This window comes from Gillisella vitis (assembly GCF_001541345.2).
Taxonomy (GTDB): domain Bacteria; phylum Pseudomonadota; class Alphaproteobacteria; order Rhizobiales; family Rhizobiaceae; genus Allorhizobium; species Allorhizobium vitis.
This window is the reverse complement of the sequence record NZ_LMVL02000001.1, coordinates 738607-765214: the sequence shown is the minus strand read 5'-3', so window position 1 is coordinate 765214 and position 26608 is coordinate 738607. Positions and strand designations below refer to the sequence as shown.

17 protein-coding genes are annotated in these 26608 nt (G+C 58.1%); 7 read left to right on the top strand and 10 right to left on the bottom strand.

Annotation, left to right across the window (positions count from 1 at the left end; translation table 11 throughout):
• Positions 1 to 101: 101 nt before the first annotated feature.
• The 6 genes from ASB66_RS03260 to ASB66_RS03235 all read right to left on the bottom strand — a co-directional run bounded on the left by ASB66_RS03260 (position 102) and on the right by ASB66_RS03235 (position 11752).
• Positions 102 to 3209 (bottom strand): efflux RND transporter permease subunit, encoded by a 3108-nt coding sequence (locus ASB66_RS03260; protein ID WP_114386216.1) that lies wholly within the window; start codon positions 3207 to 3209, stop codon positions 102 to 104.
• Positions 3206 to 6304, bottom strand: a complete 3099-nt coding sequence (locus ASB66_RS03255; protein ID WP_060717391.1) for an efflux RND transporter permease subunit — start codon at positions 6302 to 6304, stop codon at positions 3206 to 3208. Before ASB66_RS03255 ends, ASB66_RS03260 begins: the two co-directional genes overlap by 4 nt.
• On the bottom strand, positions 6301 to 7674 hold the full coding sequence (locus ASB66_RS03250) for an efflux RND transporter periplasmic adaptor subunit (protein WP_234612837.1): 1374 nt from the start codon (positions 7672 to 7674) through the stop codon (positions 6301 to 6303). The genes ASB66_RS03255 and ASB66_RS03250 overlap by 4 nt, the downstream gene beginning before the upstream one ends.
• Positions 7675 to 7960: 286 nt before the next feature.
• Positions 7961 to 8434, bottom strand: coding sequence for a chemotaxis protein CheW (locus ASB66_RS03245; protein WP_060717389.1), 474 nt, complete (start codon positions 8432 to 8434; stop codon positions 7961 to 7963).
• Entirely contained in the window at positions 8434 to 10395 is a 1962-nt protein-coding gene (locus ASB66_RS03240) for a methyl-accepting chemotaxis protein (protein WP_060717388.1), read from the bottom strand. Before ASB66_RS03240 ends, ASB66_RS03245 begins: the two co-directional genes overlap by 1 nt.
• Before the next feature lie 286 nt (positions 10396 to 10681).
• Positions 10682 to 11752: a LacI family DNA-binding transcriptional regulator gene (locus ASB66_RS03235; RefSeq protein ID WP_060717387.1), complete on the bottom strand. Its 1071-nt coding sequence runs from the start codon at positions 11750 to 11752 to the stop codon at positions 10682 to 10684.
• 314 nt (positions 11753 to 12066) lie between these two features.
• On the opposite strand from ASB66_RS03235, the gene ASB66_RS03230 reads away from it, so the two are divergent.
• The 4 genes from ASB66_RS03230 to ASB66_RS03215 all read left to right on the top strand — a co-directional run bounded on the left by ASB66_RS03230 (position 12067) and on the right by ASB66_RS03215 (position 16610).
• On the top strand, positions 12067 to 12819 hold the full coding sequence (locus ASB66_RS03230) for an ABC transporter substrate-binding protein (RefSeq protein ID WP_234612941.1): 753 nt from the start codon (positions 12067 to 12069) through the stop codon (positions 12817 to 12819).
• Positions 12820 to 12898: 79 nt separating this feature from the next.
• Positions 12899 to 14422, top strand: a complete 1524-nt coding sequence (locus ASB66_RS26980; RefSeq protein WP_060717385.1) for an amino acid ABC transporter permease/ATP-binding protein — start codon at positions 12899 to 12901, stop codon at positions 14420 to 14422.
• Between the two features lie 26 nt (positions 14423 to 14448).
• Positions 14449 to 15453, top strand: coding sequence for a Gfo/Idh/MocA family protein (locus ASB66_RS03220; protein WP_060717384.1), 1005 nt, complete (start codon positions 14449 to 14451; stop codon positions 15451 to 15453).
• Positions 15454 to 15488: 35 nt separating this feature from the next.
• Complete coding sequence (locus ASB66_RS03215) at positions 15489 to 16610, top strand: NAD(P)/FAD-dependent oxidoreductase (RefSeq protein ID WP_060717383.1); 1122 nt, start codon at positions 15489 to 15491, stop codon at positions 16608 to 16610.
• 60 nt (positions 16611 to 16670) lie between these two features.
• Here ASB66_RS03215 and ASB66_RS03210 read toward each other — a convergent pair whose 3' ends face one another.
• Positions 16671 to 17564, bottom strand: a complete 894-nt coding sequence (locus ASB66_RS03210; protein WP_060717382.1) for an NAD-dependent epimerase/dehydratase family protein — start codon at positions 17562 to 17564, stop codon at positions 16671 to 16673.
• A gap of 86 nt (positions 17565 to 17650) precedes the next feature.
• Positions 17651 to 20587: a PAS domain-containing protein gene (locus tag ASB66_RS03205; RefSeq protein WP_060717591.1), complete on the bottom strand. Its 2937-nt coding sequence runs from the start codon at positions 20585 to 20587 to the stop codon at positions 17651 to 17653.
• A 445-nt stretch (positions 20588 to 21032) separates the two neighbouring features.
• Here ASB66_RS03205 and rsgA point away from each other — a divergent pair, with 445 nt between their 5' ends.
• A complete protein-coding gene (gene rsgA, locus ASB66_RS03200; protein ID WP_234612857.1) occupies positions 21033 to 22040 on the top strand; it encodes a ribosome small subunit-dependent GTPase A in 1008 nt (335 codons plus the stop codon).
• Positions 22041 to 22278: 238 nt separating this feature from the next.
• Positions 22279 to 22443, top strand: a complete 165-nt coding sequence (locus ASB66_RS26420) for a hypothetical protein (RefSeq protein WP_171431094.1) — start codon at positions 22279 to 22281, stop codon at positions 22441 to 22443.
• A 93-nt stretch (positions 22444 to 22536) separates the two neighbouring features.
• Here the strand turns inward: ASB66_RS26420 and ASB66_RS03195 are convergent, their stop codons facing one another.
• Together ASB66_RS03195 and ASB66_RS03190 are read right to left on the bottom strand one after the other, a co-directional pair.
• Positions 22537 to 22950, bottom strand: a complete 414-nt coding sequence (locus tag ASB66_RS03195; protein ID WP_060717381.1) for a response regulator — start codon at positions 22948 to 22950, stop codon at positions 22537 to 22539.
• Between the two features lie 14 nt (positions 22951 to 22964).
• Positions 22965 to 24071, bottom strand: coding sequence for a PAS domain-containing protein (locus ASB66_RS03190; RefSeq protein WP_060717380.1), 1107 nt, complete (start codon positions 24069 to 24071; stop codon positions 22965 to 22967).
• A 404-nt stretch (positions 24072 to 24475) separates the two neighbouring features.
• Between ASB66_RS03190 and ASB66_RS03185 the strand changes: the two genes are divergently transcribed.
• On the top strand, positions 24476 to 26530 hold the full coding sequence (locus ASB66_RS03185; RefSeq protein ID WP_060717379.1) for an HWE histidine kinase domain-containing protein: 2055 nt from the start codon (positions 24476 to 24478) through the stop codon (positions 26528 to 26530).
• Positions 26531 to 26608: the final 78 nt, after the last annotated feature.

The window sequence follows — 26608 nt, the reverse complement described above, 5'->3', positions numbered from 1 at the left end:
AGCATGCCCCAACGGCAAGCAGCAGGCGCAATTTTCCTAATATAATGTATACATGGCAACGCCGCAATCATCCTGTCAGGATCACTCTGCGCTGAGCAGACCTAAACAGCCGGACGGTGTTCCACATTGGCGCCTGACTTGGTGCGCGCGCCCCAGCGCGCCGCCAGGCGGGCAAAGATCAGGTAGATGATCGGCGTGGTGTAAAGGGTCAGCGCCTGCGAGACGATAAGGCCACCGATGATCGTCACGCCGAGCGGTCGATGAAGATCGGCACCGGGTCCGGTCGCCAGCACCAGCGGCAGTGCGCCCATGAAGGCGGCAAGCGTCGTCATCATGATCGGGCGAAACCGCCGCAGGCAGGCTTCGTGAATGGCATCCTCGGGCGACATCCCATGCTGGCGTTCGGCTTCGAGCGCGAAATCCACCAGCATGATCCCGTTTTTCTTGACGATGCCGATCAACAGAATAATGCCGATAAAGGCGACGATAGTCAGTTCCGTGCCGCTGATCCAAAGCGCCAGCAACGCGCCCAACCCGGCAGAAGGCAGCGTGGAAATGATCGTCAGGGGATGAATGAGGCTCTCATAGAGAATGCCGAGCACGATGTAGACAGCCAGCAGAGCGGCGAGAATGAGCAGCGGTTGGCCACCGGAGGAACTGGACGCATTGGCAGCATCACCGGCAAATTCGGCATGCAGAGTATCCGGCAGATGCATGCCGGCCACGGCGGCCTTGACCGCATCATTGGCCTCGGACAGCGTGGTATCCGGCCCGATATTATAGGAAATCGTTACCGCCGGAAATTGTCCCTGATGATTGACCCCGATGGGTGCCAATGTCCGCTCGATCCTAGCAAAAGCGCTGAGCGGCACCTGCGTATCGCCACTCCCAGGCACATAAATCTTCAACACATGTTCCGGGTCCTTGGCGAAATCCAGATAGGTTTCAAGGATGACACGGTATTGGTTGCGGTCTCCATAGACGATAGTCACCTGACGCTGGGCAAAGGCATTGTTGAGCGCCGCATCGACCGCCGTCATCTTGACGCCGAGACGCGACGCGGCAGTCCGGTCAACAACGACATTGGCCTGGAGTCCGCTGGGCTGACGGTCGCTGTTGACATCGGTCAGCAAGGGTTCCTGTCGCAGCCGGGCGAGAATGCGCGGCGCCCAGGCCACAAGTTCATCGTAATCGGCATCCCAAAGCGTGAATTGAAATTCCGAATCCGATGTCCGCGCGCCGACCCGGATATCGCTTGGCGAAAAGAACGAGGTATCGAGGCCAGGAATGACGGCAACCGCACGGCGCAGCCGCTCGATCACCACGTCCGTTGCCTCTCTTTCTTCAGGCGCTTTCAACGCGATCAACATCTGGCCGCGATTGGCTGTTCCGAGAAATCCGCCGCCAACGGAGGCACCGATGCTCTGCACCGCCGGATCGCGCTCGACGATAGCCAAGGCGCGCTTTTGCAGCGCCAGCATGGCCGGATAGGATATGTCGCTGGCAGCCTGGCTATTGCCCATCACGAAGCCGGTATCGTCGCGCGGCATAAAGCCCTTTGGCACCTTGGCGTAGAGAAAACCGGTCAGCACGATGCAGGCGATGGTGATGACCACCGCAAGGACACGGTGATGCAGGACGCCCTTCAGCGTGCGGTCGTAAAAGGCAACGGTCCGCTCTAGGCTGTGTTCTATGGCTCGGTCGAAACGACCCTGCCGAGCGTCGAGATCCCGCGCCTTGATCCGGTGGCCGCAGATCATCGGCGTCAGGGTCAGGGAAACCACGGTGGAAACGGCGATGGTGAAGGCAAGCGTCAGGGAAAAGGTCAGGAAGAACTTGCCGACAATGCCGCCCATGAAAAACAAGGGAATGAAGGCGGCCATCAGTGAAATGCTGATAGCAATCACCGTAAAACCGATCTGCCGGGCGCCCGCGTGAGCTGCCTCAAGTGGCTTCATGCCTTTTTCAATATTGGCGTAAATCGTCTCAATCATCACAATCGCATCGTCCACCACGAAGCCGCTGGCCACCGCCAGCGCCATCAGCGACAGATTGTCGATGGACAGTCCCGTCAGCCACATCGCGGCAAACGCGCCAGCAAACGATAGTGGCACGGTCAAACCTGCGGCCAGCGTCGGCACCAACCGGCGCAGGAAGACGAAGACCACAGCCATGACCAGCGCCACCGTCGCCAGCAGGGTAAACTGCATATCCTCAACGCTGGCATGAATGGTCTTGGTGCGGTCGTTGAGAATATCGACTTCGATACCAGCAGGAATGAGCTGCTTCACTTCAGGAATGAGCGCCTTCACCGCATCGACCGTAGACATCACATTGGCATCTGCTGCCTTGGTAATGTTGAGGAGAACGGCGGGCTTGCCATTGAACCAGGCATCGGAACGCCGGTTGCGCACGCCGGGTTCCACGGTGGCAATATCGGCCAGCCGGACGGCAATGCCGTCGGCGGCATGAATGACAAGCTGGCCGTAATCTTCAGGTGTTACCAATTGCGCATTGACCGACAGCGCATAAAAAGCCTGGCTTCCATCGATGGCACCAATCGGAGCAAGCGCATTGCCGTTGACGATGGCGGTTCGCACGTCATCCGCCGAAAGCCCGATGGCCGCCAGCCGATCCGGGTTGAGCCGGACGCGAACGGCGGGCTGGTCGGCACCGCTGACCGAGACGTCACCAACCCCTTCCACCTGCGAAATCCGCTGCACGACAACACTGTCGGCGGCATCGTATATGGCACTGGCGGGAATGGTATCGGAGGTCAAAGCCAGCGTCAGGATTGGCGATGCGGCAGGATTGGCCTTGCGCATGGACGGAAGCGACGGCAGGTCACTCGGCAAATCGCCGACGGCCGCATTGATGGCCGCCTGCACATCCTGGGCGGCACTATCGACATTGCGGGAAAGATCGAATTGTAAAAAGATATTGGTCGTGCCGAGCCCGCTGGTCGAAGTCATTTCGGTGACACCGGCAATCGCACCGAGATGACGCTCCAGCGGTGCTGCAACGCTGGAGGCCATGCTTTCTGGATCGGCACCGGGGCGGCTGGCTGTCACCCTTATGGTCGGAAGATCGACGGCGGGCAAGCTTGCGACCGGCAGGAACCGGTAGGCGACCAGCCCAAGCATCATCAGGCCGATGGCCAGCAGGGTGGTGCCGACCGGGCGGCTGATAAACAAGCTTGAGATATTCATACCGGCCCTCCGACATCGGACGCGGCACGTTTTCCCTGCATTCTGGCGCGCACTCCATCCAGCGCCAGATAGATGACCGGCGTGGTATAGAGCGTCAGCAACTGGCTAAGCAGCAGGCCGCCGATGATCGAAATGCCGAGCGGGATGCGCAGTTCCGCGCCGGTTCCCTGGGCAAGCGCCAGCGGCAACGCGCCGAACAGGGCAGCCAGCGTGGTCATCATGATGGGCCGAAAGCGCATGACGGCGGCCTTGATAATGGCATCGCGGGCGCTAAGCCCCTCCTTACGCTCCGCGTCCAGTGCGAAATCGATCATCATGATCGCATTTTTCTTGACGATCCCCATCAGCAGAACGATGCCGATCAAGGCGATAATCGATAAGTCTTGGCCAAACAGCATCAGCGCCACCAGCGCCCCGACACCCGCCGAAGGCAGCGTGGACAGAATAGTGATCGGATGGATGGTGCTTTCATACAGCAGACCCAGCACGATATAAATGGTGATGATCGCTGCCAGAATCAGCCAGGGCTCTCCCGCCAGCGAGCGGTCGAATTCCTCGGTATCGCCGCTATAATGCCGCTGGATCGAGGCTGGCATGCCGATGTCACGTTCGGCGGTCTTGATGGCGTCAATCGCCTCGCTCAGCGATGCGTTTCTGGCCAGATCGAAGCTGATGGTGACGGCGGGGAATTGATCGTCGCGGCTGATCACCAGCGGTGCCGTGGTAAACTTGACCGACGCAACCGCATTCAGCCGCACGATGGCACCGCTCGTGCCTTTGACATAGAGCTGTTCCAGGGATTTCGGATCGCCCTGAAACCGCTGGGCGGCTTCCAGAATGACCCGGTACTGGTTCGCCTGCCCGTAGATGGTGCTGATCTGGCGCTGACCGAAGGCATCGTAGAGCGTATCGTTGATCGCCTGCATGGAAACGCCAAGGCGGGCTGCGGTCTCACGATTGACGGTGATCGCCAGCCGCCCGCCGCCCATTTCCACTTCGGATGTCACATCGATCAGCAGCGGGTTCTGCTGTAGCCGCCGGGCCAGCCGGTCGGCCCAATCGGCGACGGTCGCGGTATTGTTGCCCGTAAGCGTATATTGATAGGGTGCTCGGCTGGCCCGCGTGCTGATGGAAATATCACGAATGCTCTGGAATGTCGGATGGATGCCGGGAATATCGGCCACAGACGCCCGCAGCCGGTCGATCAAATCCGTCGCCGAGATATCTCGCTGATCGAGTGGTTTCAGCACGATACTGTAGCTTGCCGTGTTCAGTGTCAGGTTGGAGGCACTGGTGCCGATCACCGCGATGACGCTTTCCACCGCCGGATCGGCACGCAGCCGGTTGCCGACAAGGGCCTGGGTCTGTTTCATCGCATCGAAAGAACTGGTCGGCTCGGTTTCCACGACGGCGGAAATCAGCCCGGTGTCCTGCACCGGAAGGAAACCCTTGGGGATGGTGACGTAAAGCAGGCCGGTGATCACAAGCGTGATCCCCGTCAGCACCAGCATCAGCCAGCCGCGATTGACAGCCCAGACGACGCTGCGGCGGTAGCCTTCGTTCATCCAGTCCATGCCGCGGTCCACCATGCCGAGCACGCCGGAATTGCGCTCCTTCGGCGCCCGCAGAATGCGCGCGCACATCATTGGTGTCAGCGTCAGCGAAATCACCGCCGACACCACGACGGCGATGGTCAGTGTCAGGGCAAATTCACGAAACATCCGCCCGACAATGCCGGTCATGAACAGCAGCGGGATAAACACCGCGATCAGCGAGGCCGTCAGCGAAATGATGGTGAAGCCGATTTCGCCCGCCCCCTTCAGGGCGGCCTGCATCGGATGTTCGCCCTCCTCGATGTGACGGGCGATATTTTCGATCATCACGATGGCATCGTCCACCACGAAGCCGGTGCCGATGGTCAGCGCCATCAGCGACAGGTTGTCGAGGCTGAAACCGGCAAAATACATAATGCCGAAGGTGGCGATCAGAGACAGCGGCAGGGCGACGGCGGCGATGATCGTCGCGGTCAGCGTGCGCAGAAACAGAAACACCACGAGAATGACCAGGCCGACGCTGAGCGCCAGCGTCCATTGCACATCGTGAATGGAGGCGCGGATGGTATCTGTCCTGTCGTTGACGATGTCGAGTGAGACCCCGGCGGGAAGCGCCTGTTTCAGGCGCGGCAGCTGTTTTCGGACATCCTCGACAGTCTGGATAACATTGGCCCCTGGCTGGCGCATGATATCGACAATGACTGCCGGATGCCCCTGATACCAGGCACCGACGCGGCTGTTTTCCAGCCCTTCAACGACATCGGCGACATCGCGCAGCCGCACAGGCGCGCTATTGCTGTAGGTGACGATGGTGTCGCGGTAGATTTCCGGGTCCTTGATCTGGTCATTGGCCGAGAGCGTGAAGGATTGGGAGGTGCCATCCACTGCCCCTTTGGCACCGGAAACATTGGCATTGGTAATCGCGGTGCGCAGATCCTCCAGCGACAGTCCATAAGAGGCAAGCCGGGTCAGATCGGCCTGGATGCGGATGGCGGGCCGCACGCCACCCTGGACGCGCACATCGCCGACGCCGGAAACCTCACTCAGCCGCTGCGCCATGATCGTATCGGCAAAATCGCTCAGATCACGAATGGGATAGCTATCGGAATGCAGCGCAAGCGTGATGGTCGGCGTATCCGCCGGGTTCACTTTCGCATAGGTCGGCGGATAAGGCAGGGTTTTCGGCAGGCTGCCGCTGGCCGAATTGATCGCCGCCTGCACGTCCTGCGCAGCACCATCGATATCGCGGTCCAGGTTGAATTGCAGCGTCACCTGGCTGATGCCGAAGGCGCTGGAAGAGGTCATCGAGGCCAGCGCCGGGATCTGCCCCAATGGCCTTTCCAGCGGCGCTGTCACCAGGGCCGCCATGGTCTCGGGGTCAGCGCCCGGCAATTGGGTGGTGACGCGGATCGTCGGAAAATCCACCTGCGGCAATGGGGCTACGGGCAGCGAGGCATACCCCAGCAATCCCCCCAGCAGGATGGCGATCCCCAGCAGCGAGGTGGCGACGGGCCGTGCGATGAAGGGCGTCGAAATACTCATTTCGCTGCGTCAGCCGGTGGGGTTGCGGGTGCGCCGGTGCCGTTTTGGTCTCCTGCGGTGGGTGCCGGTTTGCCGTCCGGTCCAGCCGGAGGTTTTTCAGCGCCCTCTTTCCGCGAGGCGGGGTCATGGGCGTTTGGCCGGGCTTGGCCATTGTTGCGGTTACCGCCATGGCGTTGACGCGGCTTGTTATCATCCAGCGGCACAGCCATGTTGGCAGGATCGGCCTCCTGCGGCGTCGAAACCCGCACCGGTGCACCGTCCTGTAGCCGAGCGAACCCTGTCGTCACGACAGTCTCACCGGCACTGACCCCTTTGGCAATCACCGCCGTCTGGTCGTCCTGCATCTCGACCGTCACCGCCTGGATCTTCACCGTCTGGTCCGGCTGGACAATATAGGCGTAGGTTCCCGCAGGACCGCGCTGGATGGCCGAGGACGGAACCGTCAGCACATCTTTCTTGGTCTCAACGAGAAGCCGGGCATTGACGAAAGCGCCGGGCCATAGCCGCAGATCATCGTTGGGAAATTCAGCCCGCAAGCGGACTGTGCCGGTGGTGGTATCGACCTGATTGTCGACCACCGTCAGCGTACCGTTGGCAACGACCGTCTTGCCGTCGTCTCCGAGGGCATCGACCGAAAGAGCACCCTTGGCGTTGGCGGTATTGACCCGGGCCAGATCCTGCTGGGGAATGGAAAACAGGATGGTGATCGGCTTGATCTGCGACAGGGTGACGATGCCGGTCGTATCACCGGTCGAGACGATATTGCCGACATCGACATTGCGAATGCCGGTGCGTCCATCCATCGGCGCCTTGATAACGGTGTAATCCAGCTGAGCCTGAGCCGCCTCGATGGCTGCCTGGTCGGATTGGACCTGCGCCTTGTATTGCGCCACCAGCGCCACCTGGTTGTCCAATTGCTGCTGGGTGGTAGCGGAATTGCCGATCAGCCGTTGCAAGCGTTCCATTTCCAGTATGGCATAGGTCAGTTGGGCCGAGTCCTGGGCCTTCTTGCCAATCGCTTCATCTAGCTGCGCCTTGTAAAGCGCGTCGTCCAGCGTGGCGATCAGGTCGCCTTTCTTCAGGTCCTGCCCCTCCTGAAAGCCGATTTTCGTGATCCGCCCGCTGACCTGCGGCTGGATAACAACAGTGTTCAACGGCTTGACGCTGCCGACGCCGGTTACATAGACGGGTACGTCGGCCTGGACGACAGGAGCCGCAACGACGGGAATGGCGAGATCCCGGCCCCGCTGCCGGTCGTTTTGCGGTTTGCCCAACCAGCCTCCGGTAACCGCAGCAAATTGCGGTTGGCGGGCAGCATAAACCAATCCGGCCCCGACAACCACGAGGCCGACCAGGACGATCTTCGTCATTCTCTTCATAGGCATCGCTCACGCATTGTTCATGGCCCGTCAGGGATGGTCCGAAGGGGATGGCCTACCCTGACGCAATCCTGCCTTCCCCACAGAAGAACAGGCCCGGCTTCATAGCACTCGCTCATCAAACTGTCCTACAGGATAAAGACAAGCCAATCACATCTTTGAAAAGGCCGGGTTATCAGGGACCTCATTGCAAATTTTGTGAAGGCGGCAACGGGGTGGAAACGTCAAAGCCCGGAAGAGACTTCCGGGCTTTGGACATGCTACAAATTTCGGGCAATCAGGCGGCAATCGCCCAATCGCCACAATTGCTGTGGGCAAACATCCGTTCAAGATTGAGAAAACAGATCATGGTGGCGCCCTGAACAATGATGCCATCGGAAAAATCCGTTCCGCTGCTGGTGGCTTGCGGCACGGGTTGCAGGCTGTTAGCGGGAACCGTCAAGATGTCTGACACGGCATCGACAAGCAGGCCGACGACCGCGCTGTCCACTTCCGCAACGATGATGGCGCTGCGCTCATTGGCCACCATGCCCTGCATTCCCAATTTGACCGCGAGATCGACGATGGGAATGACCGTGCCGCGCAGGTTGATCACCCCGATGACCTCAGCAGGGGCATGCGGCAAGGATGTGGCCGGTGCCCAACCGCGAATTTCGCGGATGGACGTGGTCTTGACGCAGAACTCCTGTCCATGCAGCCTGAAGGCCAGGATTTCAAGCGCATCCGCCTGGCTGGTCGAGGCCGTCCGCATCAAAATTCCTCCCAGCTATCGGCCTTGGCCGCTGTCTGGAGACCCATGGCGCGGGCCACCTGCCCCACCATTCGCCGGGCCGGAGACGCAACCGGGCGGTGCTGTTCATGCGCAGCAGCCGGCTTTTTGGATGTCCAGCCAGCAGCCGAAGTGGCAGGCATGGTCTGGGAGCCGTCGAGATGGAATTGCGAAATCAATTGACGCAACCGGCCCGCTTCCGATGCCAGCGAAGAGCTGGCTGCCGTCGATTGCTCGACCATGGCGGCATTCTGCTGGGTCACCTGGTCCATCTGGTTGACGGCAGTGTTGACTTCGGCAAGACCGACCGATTGTTCGCGTGACGACAGGGCAATGGCGTCAAGCTGGCTGTTGATGGTGACGACATGAGCTTCGATCGCCTTCAAGGCATCGCCAGTCGCACGCACCAGTGTCACACCATTGCTGACTTCGCCGGCGGAATTACGGATCAACTCCTTGATTTCCTTGGCGGCACCGGCAGAGCGTTGCGCCAGTTCACGCACTTCCTGGGCGACGACCGCAAAGCCTTTGCCCGCTTCCCCGGCACGTGCTGCTTCCACGCCAGCATTCAAAGCGAGAAGGTTGGTCTGGAAGGCAATCTCGTCGATCACGCCGATGATGTTAGAGATCTGGTTGGACGATTGCTCAATCCGCTGCATGGCATCGACAGCATTGGAGACGACAATGCCGGATTCGCGGGCCGACTGGTTGGCCTCAATCGCCACATGGCGGGCTTCTTCGGCGCGCTTGGACGAGTTGGCGACATTGGTGGTGATCTGGTCAAGCGCGGCAGCGGTTTCCTCCAGCGATGCGGCCTGCTGTTCGGTGCGCTTCGACAGATCTTCGGCAGCCTGGCTGATTTCCCGCGAACCGCTGTCGATAGAGCTGGTGGCATTGGCGACCGCACCCAGCGTATCGGACAATTGTGCAACGGCGGCATTGAAGTCGTTGCGAAGCGCTTCGAACTCGGTGGCGAACGGCTGGCTCAAACGGAAGCCGAGATCGCCATTCGACAGTCGTTTCAGGCCGTCGGCCAGGCCGGATGTGGCCTCTGCCATGTCTTCCGCACGCTTGCGGTCCATTTCCGCAACACGAGCCCGTTCTGCTTCGCTGGAATTGCGAACGCTTTCTGCTTCCCGCTCCAGTTCCCGTGCACGCAGGCCATTGTCCTTGAACACTTGCACGGCCTTGGCCATCCCGCCGACTTCGTCACGACGTTCGGTTCCCGCAACATCCGTCGAAAGATCACCACCGGCCAAGGTTTCCATGGTTGCAGCCACCTTACGGATCGGTATGACAAGCCAAGCGCGGATTGCGAAAAAGCCGATGGTCAGGACGATTGCCAGACCGGCTACGATGCTGGCCACCGTGACCATAGCGGCATGGCCTGAGCTCACGGATAATGCATCGCTTTTCTGATCGGTGGAATTGTTCAAATCATCCACCAATTGCACGTTTTTTGGCGTAATAACGCGAAACGCCGCCTGGCATTCATTGATAAAGGCGGCTTGCGCGAGCGCCACGCCCTCTGGCGAATTGCTGGCATTGCCAAGAGCAATGGTATTGGCACAGGTATTGTCGATGATGCGCAGACTTTCCGTCTTGGCATCGGCAACATCACGGCGCTGGGGAACCGCGGCAATGGCAATGTCAATGAATTTTACGAAAGCGGCCCGCGAAGACTGAAGGTCCTGTTGAGAAGCGGCTTTCTCTTTGTCGGAGCGAGCGATCGTCAGTTCCGCGATTGACGAGCGTGCCCCCTGCAAGGCCCGGTTGGCGCGCGATATCGCTGTCGCAGCGGCAGTATCCTGAGCTATGAGGTCGCTATAGGATGTGTCGATATCCATAATGCGCATTCCAGCATAGCCCGCAACGCCCAGTGCAAACATACCGAACAGCGCCATTATCGTTAAGAATTTACCAATGATTGGCAGGTTTTTCATCGCAAAAAATCCAGTTTTGTTTCGTTTCTGGCGCGATAATTCGCCATGGCCGATCTGGTTCCTGCGCAGCTACGCCTATACTTAATGATTTATGTATAAAATTGAAACATATCCGATATCGAAATATTGTACTCCATTATTTATACTCGCCGATCGGGAAAAACATGGATTTTGTTTTTTTCGAAAAAATAAAAAACCACAAATAATATGTATTATTTCCGCCATTTTTGTAAAATTTACAGAACAAATAAAAAAGCATAATATTTCAAAAATATAGATCAAACAATCAAGTCAACTTCGATGCGATGGAACTGCGCTCGATAAGCTCCGTCGTCAGGATGACATGCCGAGCTGGATGATTGGCGCCTTTTATTCTCTCCATCAAATGGGCAGCTACGGTTTTTCCCATATGATAGACCGGCTGGCGAATAACGGTGATCGGCGGAGAGGTCACAGCAGTCCAGTCGGCATCATGAAAGGCGATCAGCGAAAGATCCTGCGGGATCGACAAGCCGAGATGCCGGGCAACCTTAAAGACTTCCAGGGCAATAAGACTATCCGATGCGATGATGGCACTTGGCCGGTGCACCGATTGCAGCAGATCCAGCGCCAGCGCCTCACATTTTTCTCGGCCATTCGCCCCGAGACGAACGGCATCAAACGACGCCGGCAGGCCTGCGGCAGTGCAAACAGCAATAAAACCTTCAACACGATGCCGGACCGATGCCGTATGAAGATCGTCGAGACTTTTCATCCTGTGATCTGCGGTATCGCAGGCGGTGATATAAGCGATCTCACGGTGGCCATTGCGAATGAGGATTTCCGTTGCCTGTTGGGCTGCCTCACGGTCATCCGTTGTCACCGTGTCAACATCCAAGGCCGGAAGGGCGCGGTCAAGCAGCACGAGGGGACAGCCGGATTGCTGGATCTCCCGCAAGTGCTCGAAATCCAGCGTGCTCGCTGCCGAGATAATCAACCCATCGACCCGTTTTGCCAACAACGCCGTGACAGCAGCCTTCTCCGCCGCAACATCCTCGCCGGAATTGGTGAGGATGACAGTATAGCCTGCCATGCGGGCCACGTCGGCAATACCGCGCACGGCGGAGCTGAAAAACGGATTTTCAATATCTCCCACCACAACACCGATGGTGCCGGAGCGGCCCGTTGTCATGCTGCGGGCCAGTTCATTGGGCCGATAGTCCAATGTGGCCGCTGTCTCCAGAACCAGCGTCCGGACCTTATCGCTGACGGTCCCATAGCCGCCCAATACGCGCGCGGCTGTGGCCTTGGAAACGCCTGCGGCTTTGGCCACATCGGCAACGGTGGCGGATGATTTCCTGATCGGCGACTGTTCCATGATATTAGCTCTATAAGGGATATTGACGGACGGTCAATGCGAATATAACAATTGTCAAAACGAAAGAGACCGGTCTCTTTAACATAGAGACCGGTCTCATTTCCAATAATAAAAAACGGCATGCGACAAGCATTTGCCGGATGGGTGGTTGCCGCCATTCATCCGGGTGGGAGACCGTGCGCCTGTTCAAAGGGCAGCGCGGCGAAGAAAAACAATCACCAGAGCGGAGAACAACGACAATGAACATAACCAGAGCAATTTCACAAAAGGCACGCAGCGCCGTCATCGCGGCAGCACTCGCCTGTGCCGGATTGATGGCGCAGCAGGCCGTTGCAGCCGACAATCCTTATGGGTTGATTGATCCCAAGGTCATCAGTGTCGGCACCATGGGCGATTCAAAGCCCTATACATTCATAACCTCCAATGGCCAGTTCACCGGCTTCGATATTGAACTCTTTCTCAATGTTGCCGAGCGCATGGGCTTCAAGAAAGATCAGGTTGTCTTTACCGGTCAGGAATTTTCGGCGCTGATGCCGTCTGTGGCCAATGGTCGTTTCGATGTGGCCGTCGCTGCTATTGGCACGACAGACGCACGCAAGAAAACCGTCGACTTCTCCGATGGTTATCTGGCCGGTTATCTCTCGGTGCTGACCCCGGATGCGAAGATTACCGATGCCGCTGGCCTGAAGGGCAAGCGCCTGGGCGTGGTTCAGGGCACGTTGCAGGAGATCTACGCAACCAAGAACTTCAAGGACACCGATCTCGTCAAATTTCCCGACAACAACTCCGCCGTCTCAGCCCTGAACAATGGCACGGTCGATGCCCATTTCCTCGATTATGAGGCCGCCAAGGACTACACGGATCGTTTCAAAGCGCTGAAAATTGCCGTCAATATTCCAAGCTTCGATGCGCCTGCGGGTTTTGTGATCCGCAAGGGCAATGACGGACTGCGCGAGGCCTTCAACAAGGGCCTGCACGCCGCCATGCAGGATGGCACCTGGAAGAAGCTGTACGAAAAATGGTTCCCCGGCTCGCCGATGCCTGCCGACTATCTTCCCAAGCCCTGATTGCGGCTTCACCCGGTTGGCCATGAGCGCCAACCGGGTGGCTTTCGGGCAAATGATCATAACTGGGAAGGGTTTTTGAATGGAATGGCTTGAAACACTGCGGCGCAGTTTTCTCGACTGGGATGCGATGGCCGAAGTCTTGCCTGCCATGATCACGGTTGGCTTGAAGAATACGCTTATCCTCGCCTTCGCCTCTACTGTGATTGGCGTAGTGATTGGCATGATCCTCGCCATTATGGGTATTTCGCGCTCGCCGTGGCTGCGCATTCCGGCACGGCTCTATACGGATATCTTTCGCGGGCTGCCCGCGATTGTGACGATTTTGCTGATTGGACAGGGTTTTGCCCGCATCGCCCGTGAAATCTGGGGACCATCACCTTATCCCCTTGGCATTCTGGCGTTGAGCCTGATTGCCGGGGCCTATATTGGCGAAATTTTCCGCTCCGGCATTCAAAGCGTTGACCGCGGTCAGTTGGAAGCCTGCCGGGCTTTGAGCATGAGCTATGGTCAAGGCATGCGGCTGATTATTGTGCCGCAAGGCGTGCGCCGGGTGTTGCCAGCGCTGGTCAATCAGTTCATCGGCAATGTGAAGGATTCCAGCCTTGTGTATTTTCTCGGCCTTTTGGCATCCGAGCGTGAGATTTTCCGCGTTGGGCAGGATCAGGCTGTGGTTACCGGCAATCTCTCGCCGCTGTTGCTGGCGGGCATGTTCTATCTTGTCATTACCGTACCGCTGACCCATCTGGTCAACACCATCGATACCCGGCTGCGCCTTGGTAAAAAGCCCACGAGTGAGGCGATCAGTGGTCTTGCCGAAGTGAGCGAGTTGGCGAAGGCTGTGGATGGTGCGAATGCGCCGACGAAGGAAATCACCTTCACCGGCGGCAGTCTGGATGTGCGCGGACTGACCATGGCCTATGGCACGCTGGATGTGTTGAAGGGCGTTGATCTCACAGTTAAACCCGGCACGGTCACCTGCATTATTGGCCCATCCGGCTCTGGCAAATCGACGCTGCTGCGTTGCCTCAACCGGTTGGTGGAACCAAAGGGCGGCGATGTCCTGCTTGACGGTAGTAGCATTCTCGCAATGAAGCCCGAAAAACTGCGCCGCAAGGTCGGCATGGTGTTTCAGCATTTCAACCTGTTTCCCGATCACTCGGCGCTGGACAATGTCATGCTGTCGCTGACCAAGATCAAAGGCATGTCGCGGCAGGAAGCCGAACGGATCGCGCTGGCAAGATTGCGCGATGTCGGGCTGGAAAGCCGCAAACATCATCGTCCCGGTGGTTTGTCTGGCGGCCAACAACAGCGCGTGGCCATTGCCCGGGCGCTGGCGATGGAGCCGGAAGTCATCCTGTTTGACGAAGTCACCTCGGCGCTTGATCCTGAATTGGTCAAAGGTGTTTTGAACCTGATGGCTGATCTGGGCGAACGGGGCATGACCATGGTGGTCGTGACCCACGAAATGGGCTTTGCCCGCCGCGTCGCCGATCAGGTGATTTTCATGGACGAGGGCAAGGTTGTGGAAGCAGGCTCACCCGAAGCCATTTTTGACCATCCCCAAAGTGCGCGATTGAAGCACTTTTTGGCGGAGGTTTTGTGAGTGATAAATAGAAGGCAGAAACAGCTATGAAAAAGCTCAGATGGGGCGTGCTGGGAGCCGCCAATATTGCCCTCAAGGCCGTTATTCCGGCTATTCAGGCGGGCGAAACGGGCGTTGTTGCGGCAATTGCGTCGCGCTCACTGGCGAAAGCTGAGAGCGTAGCGGCTGATCTTGGCATTGCCAAAGCCTATGGCAACTATGAGGAATTGCTCCGCGATCCCGATATTGATGCCATCTACAACCCGCTGCCCAATCACCTGCATATGCCGATGACGCTGGAAGCCATCCGCCACGGCAAGCCGGTGCTGTGTGAAAAGCCAATTGCGCTGACGGCAGACGAAGCCGAGATGATTGCGTCAGCCTCTAACTCATCCGGCGTGCTGGTGGCCGAGGCATTTATGGTGCGTCATCATCCGCAATGGCTGAAGGTGCGCGATTTGGTGAAGGCCGGGCGGATTGGCGAAGTGCGCGCCATCCAGACCATCTTCTCCTATTATCTCGATGACCCCGCCAATGTGCGCAACCAGAAAGATATTGGCGGCGGCGGGCTTTACGATGTCGGCTGCTATGCGATCAACACCGCCCGTTTTGTGTTTGATGGGGAGCCGGAGCGGGTCATTGGCCTGTTTGATCAGGATGAAACATTCCAGACAGACAGAATGATGAGTGGCCTGGCGGAATTTTCAGCGGGTCGCCACCTCACGTTTACCTGCGCCACTCAAGTTTCCTTGTGCCAGAAGGTCACTGTGCTGGGCACCAAAGGCCGCATCGAGATTGCCATTCCCTTCAATGCCCCAGTGGATGCGCCCACCACTGTCACCATTGATGATGGCCGCGACCTGACGGGCGGCGGGTACGAGGTGATCGAGATCAGCGCCGCCAATCAATATGGCCTGCAATGCGATGCCTTTGCCCGCGCAGTTCTGGCGGGTGAGCCTTTGTTATCAGGACTGGGCGATGCGGTGGCCAATATGAAGGTCATCGATGCGTTTTTCCGCTCAAACAAAAGCAACGGCTGGGAAAAGCCCTGAACCAATTTTAAATTCTAAAGACTGAGAGAAAACCCATGTCTAAAAATAGTGTATCAAGCGTTGTCATTATCGGTGGCGGCATTTTTGGAACATCCACGGCGGTGCAATTAGTGCGTCGCGGTGTGAGCGTCACGCTGATCAATGACGGCCCTGTTGCCAATGGGGCGTCCGGGCGGTCCTTGTCCTGGCTCAATTCCTCGCGGATGCGCTCAGAGCCTTACCACCGCCTGCGCATGGCGGGCATTGATCGTTACCGCACACTGGCTGAGCGTTTTCCGGGTGCTGAATGGCTGTCCTTCAAAGGCGGACTGACCTGGGATGCCGATGACGCCAGCAATGAGATTGATGCCGCCTATGACCATGAGGTCAAGCTCGCCTATGATGCCGTTCATCTCGCCGCAGACGAGGTCAAGGCTGTGACGCCAGGCGTCGATGCGGGCGCGGTCACACCACAGGGTGCTATTTTCAACGCGGCAGAAGGCTGGGTAGATTTGCCAGCCCTGATCAAAATTCTCATCGATGAATTTAAGGAGCGCGGCGGCACGCTGGTGACCGATGCCGGAGCGGCCAGCGTGATGATTGAGAACGGTCGCGCCGTTGGGGCCCATACCGCCAACGATGCGGTTTTCCCTGCCGATGCAGTCCTGGTCGCGACCGGACCCTCCGTTCCCAAAATGGCCGCTGATGCGGGCCAGAAAATTGACGACGGCACGCCAATTTCCCTACTGGTCACCACCAAGCCTCTCGACCTTCCCTTGAAAGCCGTGCTCAACACACCCCGTATTGCCATTCGCCCCGGCCCGAACAACACGTTTGCACTGGATTCTGCGTGGTCCGAAGAAGAAGTCGGCACTTTGGCGGATGGCAGCTATCAGGTGAAGCAGGAAACCCTGGACGGGTTGTTGGCGGAAGCCTCCCAGGTGCTGGAAGGCAATCCAAAGTTGGAACTTGCGAGCTATGGCGTCGGCCGTAAGCCCATTCCCGGCGACGGTGAACCGGTCCTTGGCGAACTGGCGGCCATTCCAGGCTACTTCGTTGCCTTCAGCCACAGCGGCGCAACACTGGGCCTGATTGTCGGCGAACTTCTCGCCTATGAAATCGCCAGTGGCGAACGCCACCCGATGCTGGAAAGCTTCCGGCCCGAACGCTTTGCCTGAACCAGATAACCAGATGCACCGCCGCCGGGTAAGCCGGCGGCGTTTTTTGGGCTTAGGATCTCAGCGCGTCACATATTTGCGCCAGGGATGCGCCTCCTTGAAGCCAAGCACCTCGCGGGCCTTTCGGTTGGAAATTGGCGCTTCATTCTCCTCCATCTCGCGCAGCACCGGCGTGTCGGGGCAATATTTGGCAAGAAATTCTCGGGTCGGCAGATCGGCGGTGATCGTATCGTTGACGGCATTGAACACCTGGAAGCCGAGGCCGTCCTTTTCGATGCACAAATGGACGATTTCGCCGAGATCGCGGGCGTCGATATAGCTCCAGGCATTGCGCTTGCGCGACATGGGATGATCGAGATAGCCAGGGAAATTGGCATAGTCATGCGGTTCGATCACATTGCCGATCCGCAGCGCATAGATATCGGCCTTGTAGCGCATGGCAAAAGCCCGGGCGGTCTTTTCATTGACCACCTTGGACAGGCCGTAGCTGTCCATCGGGTCGCTGTCATAGTCTTCTTCCAGCGGAAAACTATGGAAATCCTTGTCGCCTTCGGCAAAACAGACGCCATAGGTGGTTTCGCTCGATGCGATGATCACCTTGCGCACGCCAAGCTTCATGGCCGCCTCGATGACATTATAAGTACCGACGACATTGGCCGAAAAGGTGCAATTATCAGGCTCGATCATCACCCGGGGAATGGCGGCGAAATGCACGACGGCATCGGGTGCGGAAGGTGGGGCGCCGTGATCGTATCCATCAAAACCGAAATGCGTGGTCAGCGCGTTGAACACCTGGCCGCTATCGGTGATATCGGTGATCAGCGTATTGACGCCGGGGCAGTCGAGCGGCTTCAGATCAAGGTTGAGGATCGAATATCCCTTGGCTTGCAGATGCGGAACGGCATGGCGCCCCGCCTTGCCAGTGCCGCCCGTAAAGACGATACGCTTGTTCATTGTCTCTCTCCCTTATTTTCGCAGTCGGATGTGTCCCACGCTGATGTGTCCACACCGCGACCTTCCGGCGTTTTCACTGCCCAAATTTACGCGCTTGTCGCCGATGCGGCCACGCAGGCTAGACGAACCGTAGAGACCAATTGGTCGGCCCCATAGGGCTTGGTAAGCACACGGGCGTCCGCTTCGTCACGCACAGAAGACGCATCGCCCGTGGCAAAAACAATCCCCGACGCTGGCCGGAGCTGCCTTGTTCTTGCGGCAAGATCCCGCCCCGACATGCCGGGAAGGTTGACATCCGTTACCAGCACGTCGATTGCCAGGGTTTCAAGCGCGGCCATTGCCTGTTCTGCGCTGCCGACATCGATCACCACGAAACCGGCATCCTGAAGAATTTCCGCCGTATCCATCCGGATCAGCGCGTCATCCTCAACCAGAAGAACCGTCAGTGGCTTGGTGATGTCAGGTGCAGCCACAGCCGGTTTCGGATCGGCGATCCTGCCTGTTAAGCGTTGACGCTGATTGGCCAGAACATGCCGGAATTTCCGTGCCAATGCCTCTTTCGTATAGGGCTTGGACAAAAGCTCGACGCCCGCATCCAGCTTGCCGCCATGCACGATGGAATTCTCGGTATAACCTGACGTGAACAACACGGCGATATTGGGCAGGCGCTCGCGGGCCTTGCGGGCCAATTCCGGACTTTTCAACGTTCCCGGCATGATGACATCGGTAAACAGGATATCGATGGGGATGCCGCTTTCGATCACGTTCAACGCACTGGTGGCGTCCACTGCCTTCAATACCCGGTAGCCGAGATCCGCCAAGAGCGCCACGACCGTTTCTCGAACAGCCTCGTCATCCTCCACCACCAGCACGGTCTCGCTGCCGCCGGTGATCGGTCCGGTATCGACGGCGATTTCCACGTCTTCAGCCTGCATGGCGCGTGGCAGATAAAGCCGGATCGTCGTCCCCTGGCCAATCTCCGAATAGATTTTCACATGGCCGCCCGACTGTTTGACAAAGCCATAGACCATCGACAGGCCAAGGCCAGAGCCCTTGCCTTCTGCCTTGGTGGAGAAAAACGGTTCGAACACCTTATCGATGATCTCAGGCGCGATCCCTGACCCGGTATCGCTGACGGCCAGCATGACATATTGACCCGCGACGACCTCGTCATGGGTCATGGCGTAAGCATCGTCCAGATGCACATTGGCAAGCTCGATGGTCAGCATGCCGACCCCATCCATGGCATCGCGGGCATTGATGGCCAGATTGAGAAGGGCGTTTTCGATTTGTGCCGGATCGATGAACGTATTCCACAACTCCCCTGGAAACACCGTCTCCAGCTTGATTGCCTCACCAACGGCGCGCCGCAGCATGTCATCCATCGCCTGGATGAAGCGGCTGATATTGACCACCTTCGGCTCCAGCGCCTGACGCCGGCCAAAGGCCAGCAACTGGCTGGCAAGCTTGGAGCCGCGCGACACACCCGCCATTGCATTGGCAACCCTGACTTCAGCGCGCTCATTGCCCGCCACATCTTTCGACAACAGTTGAAGATTGCCGGAGATCACTTGCAATAGGTTGTTGAAATCATGAGCGACGCCGCCGGTCAGCTTGCCGACCGTTTCCATTTTCTGCGCCTGCGCCAGCTTGGCCTCGGCCTGGCGCCGTTCGCCAATTTCCGCAACGACACGGGCTTCCAGCGTCTCATTCAAGTGGCGCAATTGCTCTTCCGCCAATTCGCGGTAGCGCACCTGCCGCGCCAAAGTCTCGGCCTGCTGACGCAGGGTCGCTTCGGCAGCCCGCTGGTGGGTAATATCGGTATGAACGCCAACCCACTCAATGATTTCACCGGCATTGTCCAGAAGCGGCAGCGCCCGGATGGCAAACTGGCGCCAGACACCATCGGCTCGCCGAACACGGTGCTCGTGGATAAACATGGTTTTGCTGTCGACCGCAGCCCGCCAGGCGCCAATGGTGGCGGTAACATCATCAGGATGGACGGCATCGGACCACCCATAGCCATGGTATTCCGCCATGGACTGGCCGGTCAGCGCCGACCAGCCTGCCTGTTCGCCCTCCATTCGACCATCACGACCATTGGTCCACAACACCCCGTGAACGGCGTCCATCGCCGTGCGAAACCGGCGATTGCTGATGATCAGAGCTGCTTCGCGCCGCGCATGGTCCTGCATGTCGATGCACAAGATATGAACCCCGGGGATAGAACCATCCGCCTCGACATGCGGGATATAGCGGATTTCCAGCCGATGCTCCGCACCATTGCGGACAATGGTCGCTTCCGAGGTAAAGCTTTCACCCGCAAGGCCACGCTCGATTGAGGAGCGGCGGTTGGTATAGGACAAATCGCCAAGCAGTTCGCGCACATGACGCCCAACCACCCGCTCAGGCGCAATGCCGAACCAGTCTTGATAGGTGGAATTGACGAAACGATAGATGTGATCCCGGTCGACATAGGAAATCAGCATGGGTACGGCATCGGTAACCCGCCGCAACTCAGCCTCCCGCTCGGCCAGTTGCCTCTCTGCAGACAGACGAGCGCTGTTATCGACAATCGTACACATCACGCCACCGACCTTGGCATCGGCATCGTAAACCGGGGTATAGAAAAGATCGAGAAACAGCTTTTCCGGTCCCGATCGGCGGTTCAGCACAATCGGCTGATCCCGATGCACCACCGTTTCGCCCCTCAAACCGGCTTCCAGAATAGGACGGTTCCAATCCCAGACTTCAGGGAAAGCCTTAGCGACAGGCATGCCGAGCGCTATCGGATGGCGATCCGCGGCAATCACGCTATAGGCATCATTATAAATCATGATGTGGTCGTCTCCCCACATCAATACGGTTGCAACCGGCGAATTGACCACATTGGCGACCGTTGCGCGCAATTCCCCCGACCATTGGCCAACCGGGCCGAGGCTGGAGTTGCGCCAATCCCGACCCCGAATCAGATCGCCGCAATTGCCGCCGCCTTTTGGCCATTCCACGTCTTGCACGCCCATATCTTTCCTACCGGGCGAGACTGCGTTGCGCAGCCCGTCAAGAGCTGCGCACACCATGTCGTTTGCGTTGGCGTAATCGCCGGACGCAAGGCTGGCATGAATGAAACCCTCGAGTTCGGGGGTGAGCGAAACGTTACGCAGGGGGCGACTGATCATAGGATTTCGTGACATGCTAAACTACCTCTGTCAATCAATGTCGTCCCGCCTGTTCAGGCTTTTCTCACCTGTCGTAAAGGAGGAGGAAATTTCGCTGTCAGCCATGGTATTTTACCGCAAAATTCGCCTCGGTTTCAGGGAATTTTTGCCTTAGAATTTTCAGGCATTTTTTTGCTCTTCCCCAGCGTCCGACATCGCCTTATGTAGTCGTCAGACAACGTTGATAGCCCGGCACTCGTTGATAGAAAGCAAGCAAGATGATCGTTCCAGCCCGCTGCGGTATCGCATTTTGACCGCCCCCTTGCTTGCAACGCTCGGCTGGTCGGAGTTTTTTGCAGACCAGATCGCCCCGGATGAAACAGCCCTGACGCCCTGGCGTATTGCCTCCGTTCACCGCGCCCGCGTCGAAGCGATCCATACTGGCGGAAACGGTGATCTCGGACTGCCTCACCACTGCAATACCGCCGATTTCGCGGTGGGAGACTGGGTGCTTGCCAATCCTGCAACCGGGGAATTCGTCCGCAGGCTCGAGCGCAAGACCGTCTTGCAGCGGCGCACGGAAGGCCGAAGCGGCCAGCAGCTTGCCGCTGCCAATGTCGATACGCTGTTTATCGTCACGTCCTGCAATGCCGATTTCAATCCGGCCCGGCTGGAGCGTTATCTTGTCATGGCCAACCAGTCCGGCGCCAATCCGGTGCTGGTTCTGACCAAGGCCGATACGGTTGATGATGCTCAAAAATTCGTCGATGAGGCCGCAGGCCTGCAACGCGACCTGCCCGTGGTCACGGTCAATGCCCGCGCCCCGGATGCCGCAGCAGCGCTTGCGCCCTGGTGCGGCATAGGCCAGACAGTCGCCCTTGTCGGCTCGTCGGGGGTTGGAAAATCGACCCTTGTTAACACTTTAGCCGGTTTGGAGACGGGCCAGCCCCAGAAAACCGGCGATATCCGCGAGCACGATGCCAAGGGACGTCATACGACGACGGCGCGATCCCTGCATGCCATCAGCGGTGGTGGCTGGGTCATCGACACGCCGGGAATTCGCACGCTCTACGTCAGCGACGTGACGGATGGGCTCGATACATTGTTCAGCGAAATTACCGATCTTGCGCCGCAATGCCGGTTTCGTGACTGCACCCATGCGCACGAGCCCGGCTGTGCCGTGCAGGCGGCCATTGCCAAGGGCGAATTGGCACCGGAACGCCTGGAGCGCTGGCGTATCCTGCTGACGGAAAGCCGCAAGAGAACGCCGGTGACAACCGGACCACGTGGCAATAAAATCCCGCGCAAAGGAAAATAAGTCAATTCCGCGTGTCCGCGACGTGCGGAAATGCTCTATTGGCGCGCATAGGCGAATCTCTGCATTGAAGTTCGCGACATTCATCGCCATATAAAAACCATCCGGGCAAAATACCGACCATGACCGCCACACTGCCGGTCTCTAGGTCCACAGGCCCACATTCTCCCTCTTCAGAATGTCACAGATTTCAACCCACACTCTGGCGCTGCGCTGGAGCAAGCAAGATCGGACACCCATCATGGCTGAGAAGAAAACCAACGAAACGACCGCGCAACAGCCTTACGAGCCTATTTCCTTTGCCAAGAAGCACCGTATATCGGTCGAGGATGCCCGCACCATCATCGAAAAACACGGCGCCGACCGCAAGAATGCTGATAAGGAAGGCCGTCGCGTCAGCGTCTGATACCAGCCACGTGTTACCATGACACTGGCAATATGACACTGAAATTTGGCCTGACGACCTCAAACCCGCGATGTGGATTTGAGGTCGACGCCATCAACCGTGCTGGGTCTCCGGCGCCATCACCAGGCTTGGCGGGGCCTGCACGTTAGCTTCACCCCGTAGCCGCTTGCCGATATAATCCAGGGCGTTCTGCAAGCCATTCATGGTGTAGGGCTTTTCGATAGCGCCCACCGCGCCGACGAAATCCGGCGGTATCCGCCGAAGATTGCCGGTGACGAAAACATAGGGAATACCGCGCTCCGTCAGGTGCCGCCCTACCTCGATCCCGGTTGGGCCATCGAGAAGGTGAACGTCAACAAAGGCGAACTCCGGCTTTTCCCGGTCGATGATTTCAATGGCCTCGGCGCGGCTCATCGCCTGCCCCACGACAGTGTGGCCAGCTGCCTCCACTTCCGCCTCAAGTTCCAGCGCAAGCAGGGCCTCGTCTTCGACGATCATGATTTCCAATTTTATGCTCCAGATCAGCTATCGACCATCAGAGTGACCCGCACGATGGTCTGGCGGCCCTCAGTCTTGCGTTCAAGTTTGGCATCAACCTGGCGAATGCAGGTTTCCAGCATCAGGCGACCGAAGTCGTCATCCTCGCTATTGACCGGCACCGGATCAGCGGTATCGCGCACTTCAATAACGAAATGACCGTTCGGTCGGTTGACGGTCAGGTGAATCTCGCCGCCGCCATCGCTCAAGCCGCGGCGCACCGCATCCCCAATCAGCTCATTAACAATCAGCGCCAGCGGCGACGCTTTCACGGCAGGAACAAAGACCGGAGACAGGTCCATGGTGATATTGATGTCGCCCCGCTTCAGCGCGTTGACAATATCAATGACCAGTTCGCGGGCGAAATCCGCCACATCGAAGCGCCCGACATCGCTCGAGGTAAACAGCTTTCGCTGCACCGTGCTCAGCGCTTCAACGCGGTTAAGCACAGAGCGCAAGGTATGGCGTACCGTATCGTCCCGGGTCATCCGCGCCTGCAACTTGACGATGGAAGCAATCGTCAGGAGATTGTTCTTGACGCGGTGATCGACCTCATGAACGAGCGTGGTTTTCGCCTCCAGAGCATCGACAAGATCCTGCGTACGCTGGGCAACCGCTGCTTCCGCCTGCGACTTTGCCGACGCCAGTTGCACTTCCTTGCTTTTGACATCGGTAAAATCGAGTTGCGAGGCAAAGAAATAGATCACTTCGCCCTCGCGATCCCGCACCGGGCTGATGAACAATGCATTCCAGAACGTCGTGCCGTCCTTACGGTAGTTCAGAATATTGACCGATACGTCCCGCTCGGCCTCAATCGCCTTGCGGATCTGTGAGACAGCTTTCGGGTCGCTGTCAGGGCCCTGCAGGAAGCGGCAATTTCTGCCGATCAGATCGTCGGAAGCATAGCCCGTCAGCTCGCAAAAGGCATTATTGGCAAAGATGATCGGATTATCGGCCTGCCTGGGATCGGTAATGATCATCGGCATGCGGGTCGCCTTGAAGGCGGCAGCAAATGGATCTTCCGATGCATGCTCTGCCAGAAGTCTGCGCCCGGCGGCCTCGGCACCGCGTCTAGCTGAGCTGTCCGTCATAAAACTTCCTGTTATCGTTAGGAACGCGAAACGACACGAAATCCCATATGTTCCACCGGTCGAAAATAAATTTTACATCATGACGCAGCATAAAGCATCACAACAGGACCTGCGTTTCCAATCTTGCAAATGCTAGGAAATATGCCCAGATAAAGTCCCGATACGTAATGAATCGCCAGGACAACGGGCAAACGTCATGGAAAGTTTACCCTCTCCGCATATTCACCTCCTGCTTTGTCCCCGCGGATGGCACCACCAGGATGGCCCCCTCGGACGGCATGGACAAGAATTTCGCGACAAACAATGCGTCAAAGATGTGAGCGCATCTTCGACTTAAAGAATGCAACCCTCTTAGCAAATCCCGCCCGGTCCAGAATTTAAGCCGGCACGACAGAACAAGATCCATGCGCCAATCATTAAACGAAGACCAGGCCGAGCAGCGGGAGAGACGGCGCCTTGAGGCGCTGAGGGCCTATGACGTGCTTGACACGCCGCGCGAGAAGGATTTTGACGATATTGCCGCCCTTGCGTCGCGGATCTGTGCCACGCCAATCGCCGTCGTCAATCTGATCGATGACAGCAGGCAATTCTTCAAAGCGGAAGTGGGTCTTGGCGTGCGCGAGACACCGTTCGACAGTTCCTTCTGCGCCAAGGCTATTCTCGAAGACGATTTCCTGATGATACCGGATGCAAGTCAAGACAGCCGGTTCAATCGCAATCCGCTGGTCACCGGCGAACCCCATCTGCGGTTTTACGCAGGAGCCGTCCTGAAAACCGCGGATAATCTCCCGATCGGCACCGTCTGCGTGCTGGGTTTCGAACCCAAGCAACTGGATGAGCTTCAGCAGGACACGTTGAAGGTTCTTGCCCGACAGGTGATGGTGCAATTGGAATTACGCAAGGCGCTCAAGGAAAAGGCGCGGGAGGCGGAGGTACAGCGCCGGTTGAGCGAGCGCAGGCTGGCGCGCGTCACGGCCATGGAACAACAGGACGAGCGCTCGCGAAGCGCCCAGGCGGCCGGCCGGGTCGGCACGTTCGAATTGGATATCGCCACCAATACCATGACCGTTTCCAGCGAGTTCTGCCGGGTTTTTGGCATTCCAGTTCAGACGTCCTATCCGGCTTCGACGATTGAGGATCTGGTGCATGAGGACGATCGTGGCCTGCGTTCGAACCCGGTCACCCGGCGAGAAGGGTCTGCCAGCCCTGACGTCGATTATCGGATCATCCGCGCCGACGATGACGAATTGCGCTGGATTTCGCGGCGGGCACGCTTCGTTCACAACGAAAAAGGTGAGATCACCCGCATGGTCGGCGTGGTCTTCGACACCACCGATGCCAAGCTGAAAGAAGCGAAAAAAGCGGCTCTGTTAAAGCTGGGAGACGAACTTCGCGCTGCCAGCACTGTGGAAGAGATCACCCAAAGCGCCGCCGCCATCCTGTCGGACGGTCTCGGCGTTGCCCGCGCGGGCTACGCCGTAGTGGATCGGACGGACAATAGCTTTGCCATCGCCTTCGACTGGGCATCCCATGGCACGGTCTCACTGGCGGGACGCCATTCTCTGGAAAGGTTTTCAGAAACTGTCGAGCGCCTGTGCAAGGGAGAGACATTATCGATCCCCAACGTCGCCTCAAGCACATTGCTGACCACAGAAAAGGATGCCTATGCCTCCATCGGGGTTTCGTCGCTGATCAAGGTACCGATCCTCAAAGGCGGAAGCCTGGTCGGCATTCTTTTCGCCCATGACGACAAACCTCGGACATGGAGCCAGGATGAACTGGACTTTACGCGGGGCATTGCCGACAGAACCTATGCCGCCCTTGCCAAGGTTCAGGCCGAGGAAGAACAGGAACTTCTCAACCACGAATTGAGCCACCGGCTGAAAAATACGCTGGCCATGGTCCAGGCCATTGCCGGGCAGACATTGAAGGACGTTTCGGAAAAGGAAGCCGTCAACGCCTTCCTGGCCCGTCTGCATGCCCTGGGCGCCGCCCATGACGTTCTTCTGAGACAAAATTGGTCGGCGGCGAAAATGCGCGATGTGATCGAGAAAGTGCTGGCCTTGCATGCCGATGGCGACCGTATTTACGTGGATGGTCCCGATCTGGCGCTTGGTCCAAAGGCCGGTCTGTCGCTATCTTTGCTGCTGCACGAACTGGCGACCAATGCCCTCAAATACGGCGCGCTTTCCAATAATAGCGGTCGTGTCTCCATCAAATGGTGGATCGCCGACAACGACGCCATTCCGACCCTGTCGATGACATGGACGGAAAGCGGCGGGCCGACCGTGAGCGAACCGACCCGCAAAGGCTTCGGCTCACGCCTGATCCGCATGGGACTGGCTGGAACAGGCAATGCCCATAAGGATTATCGCCCGTCCGGCCTGACGGCAACCTTTCATGCGCCGCTGACCACGATCCAGGAAACCGGAAACGAGAGTGTTTCAGGCTCACATTGAACTGACACCGCTCCCGCTTTCGTTTGTCTTTTCAGCAAAAGCCGGGAAAGAATAACCCAGGCATTCTCTTCCCAAGCC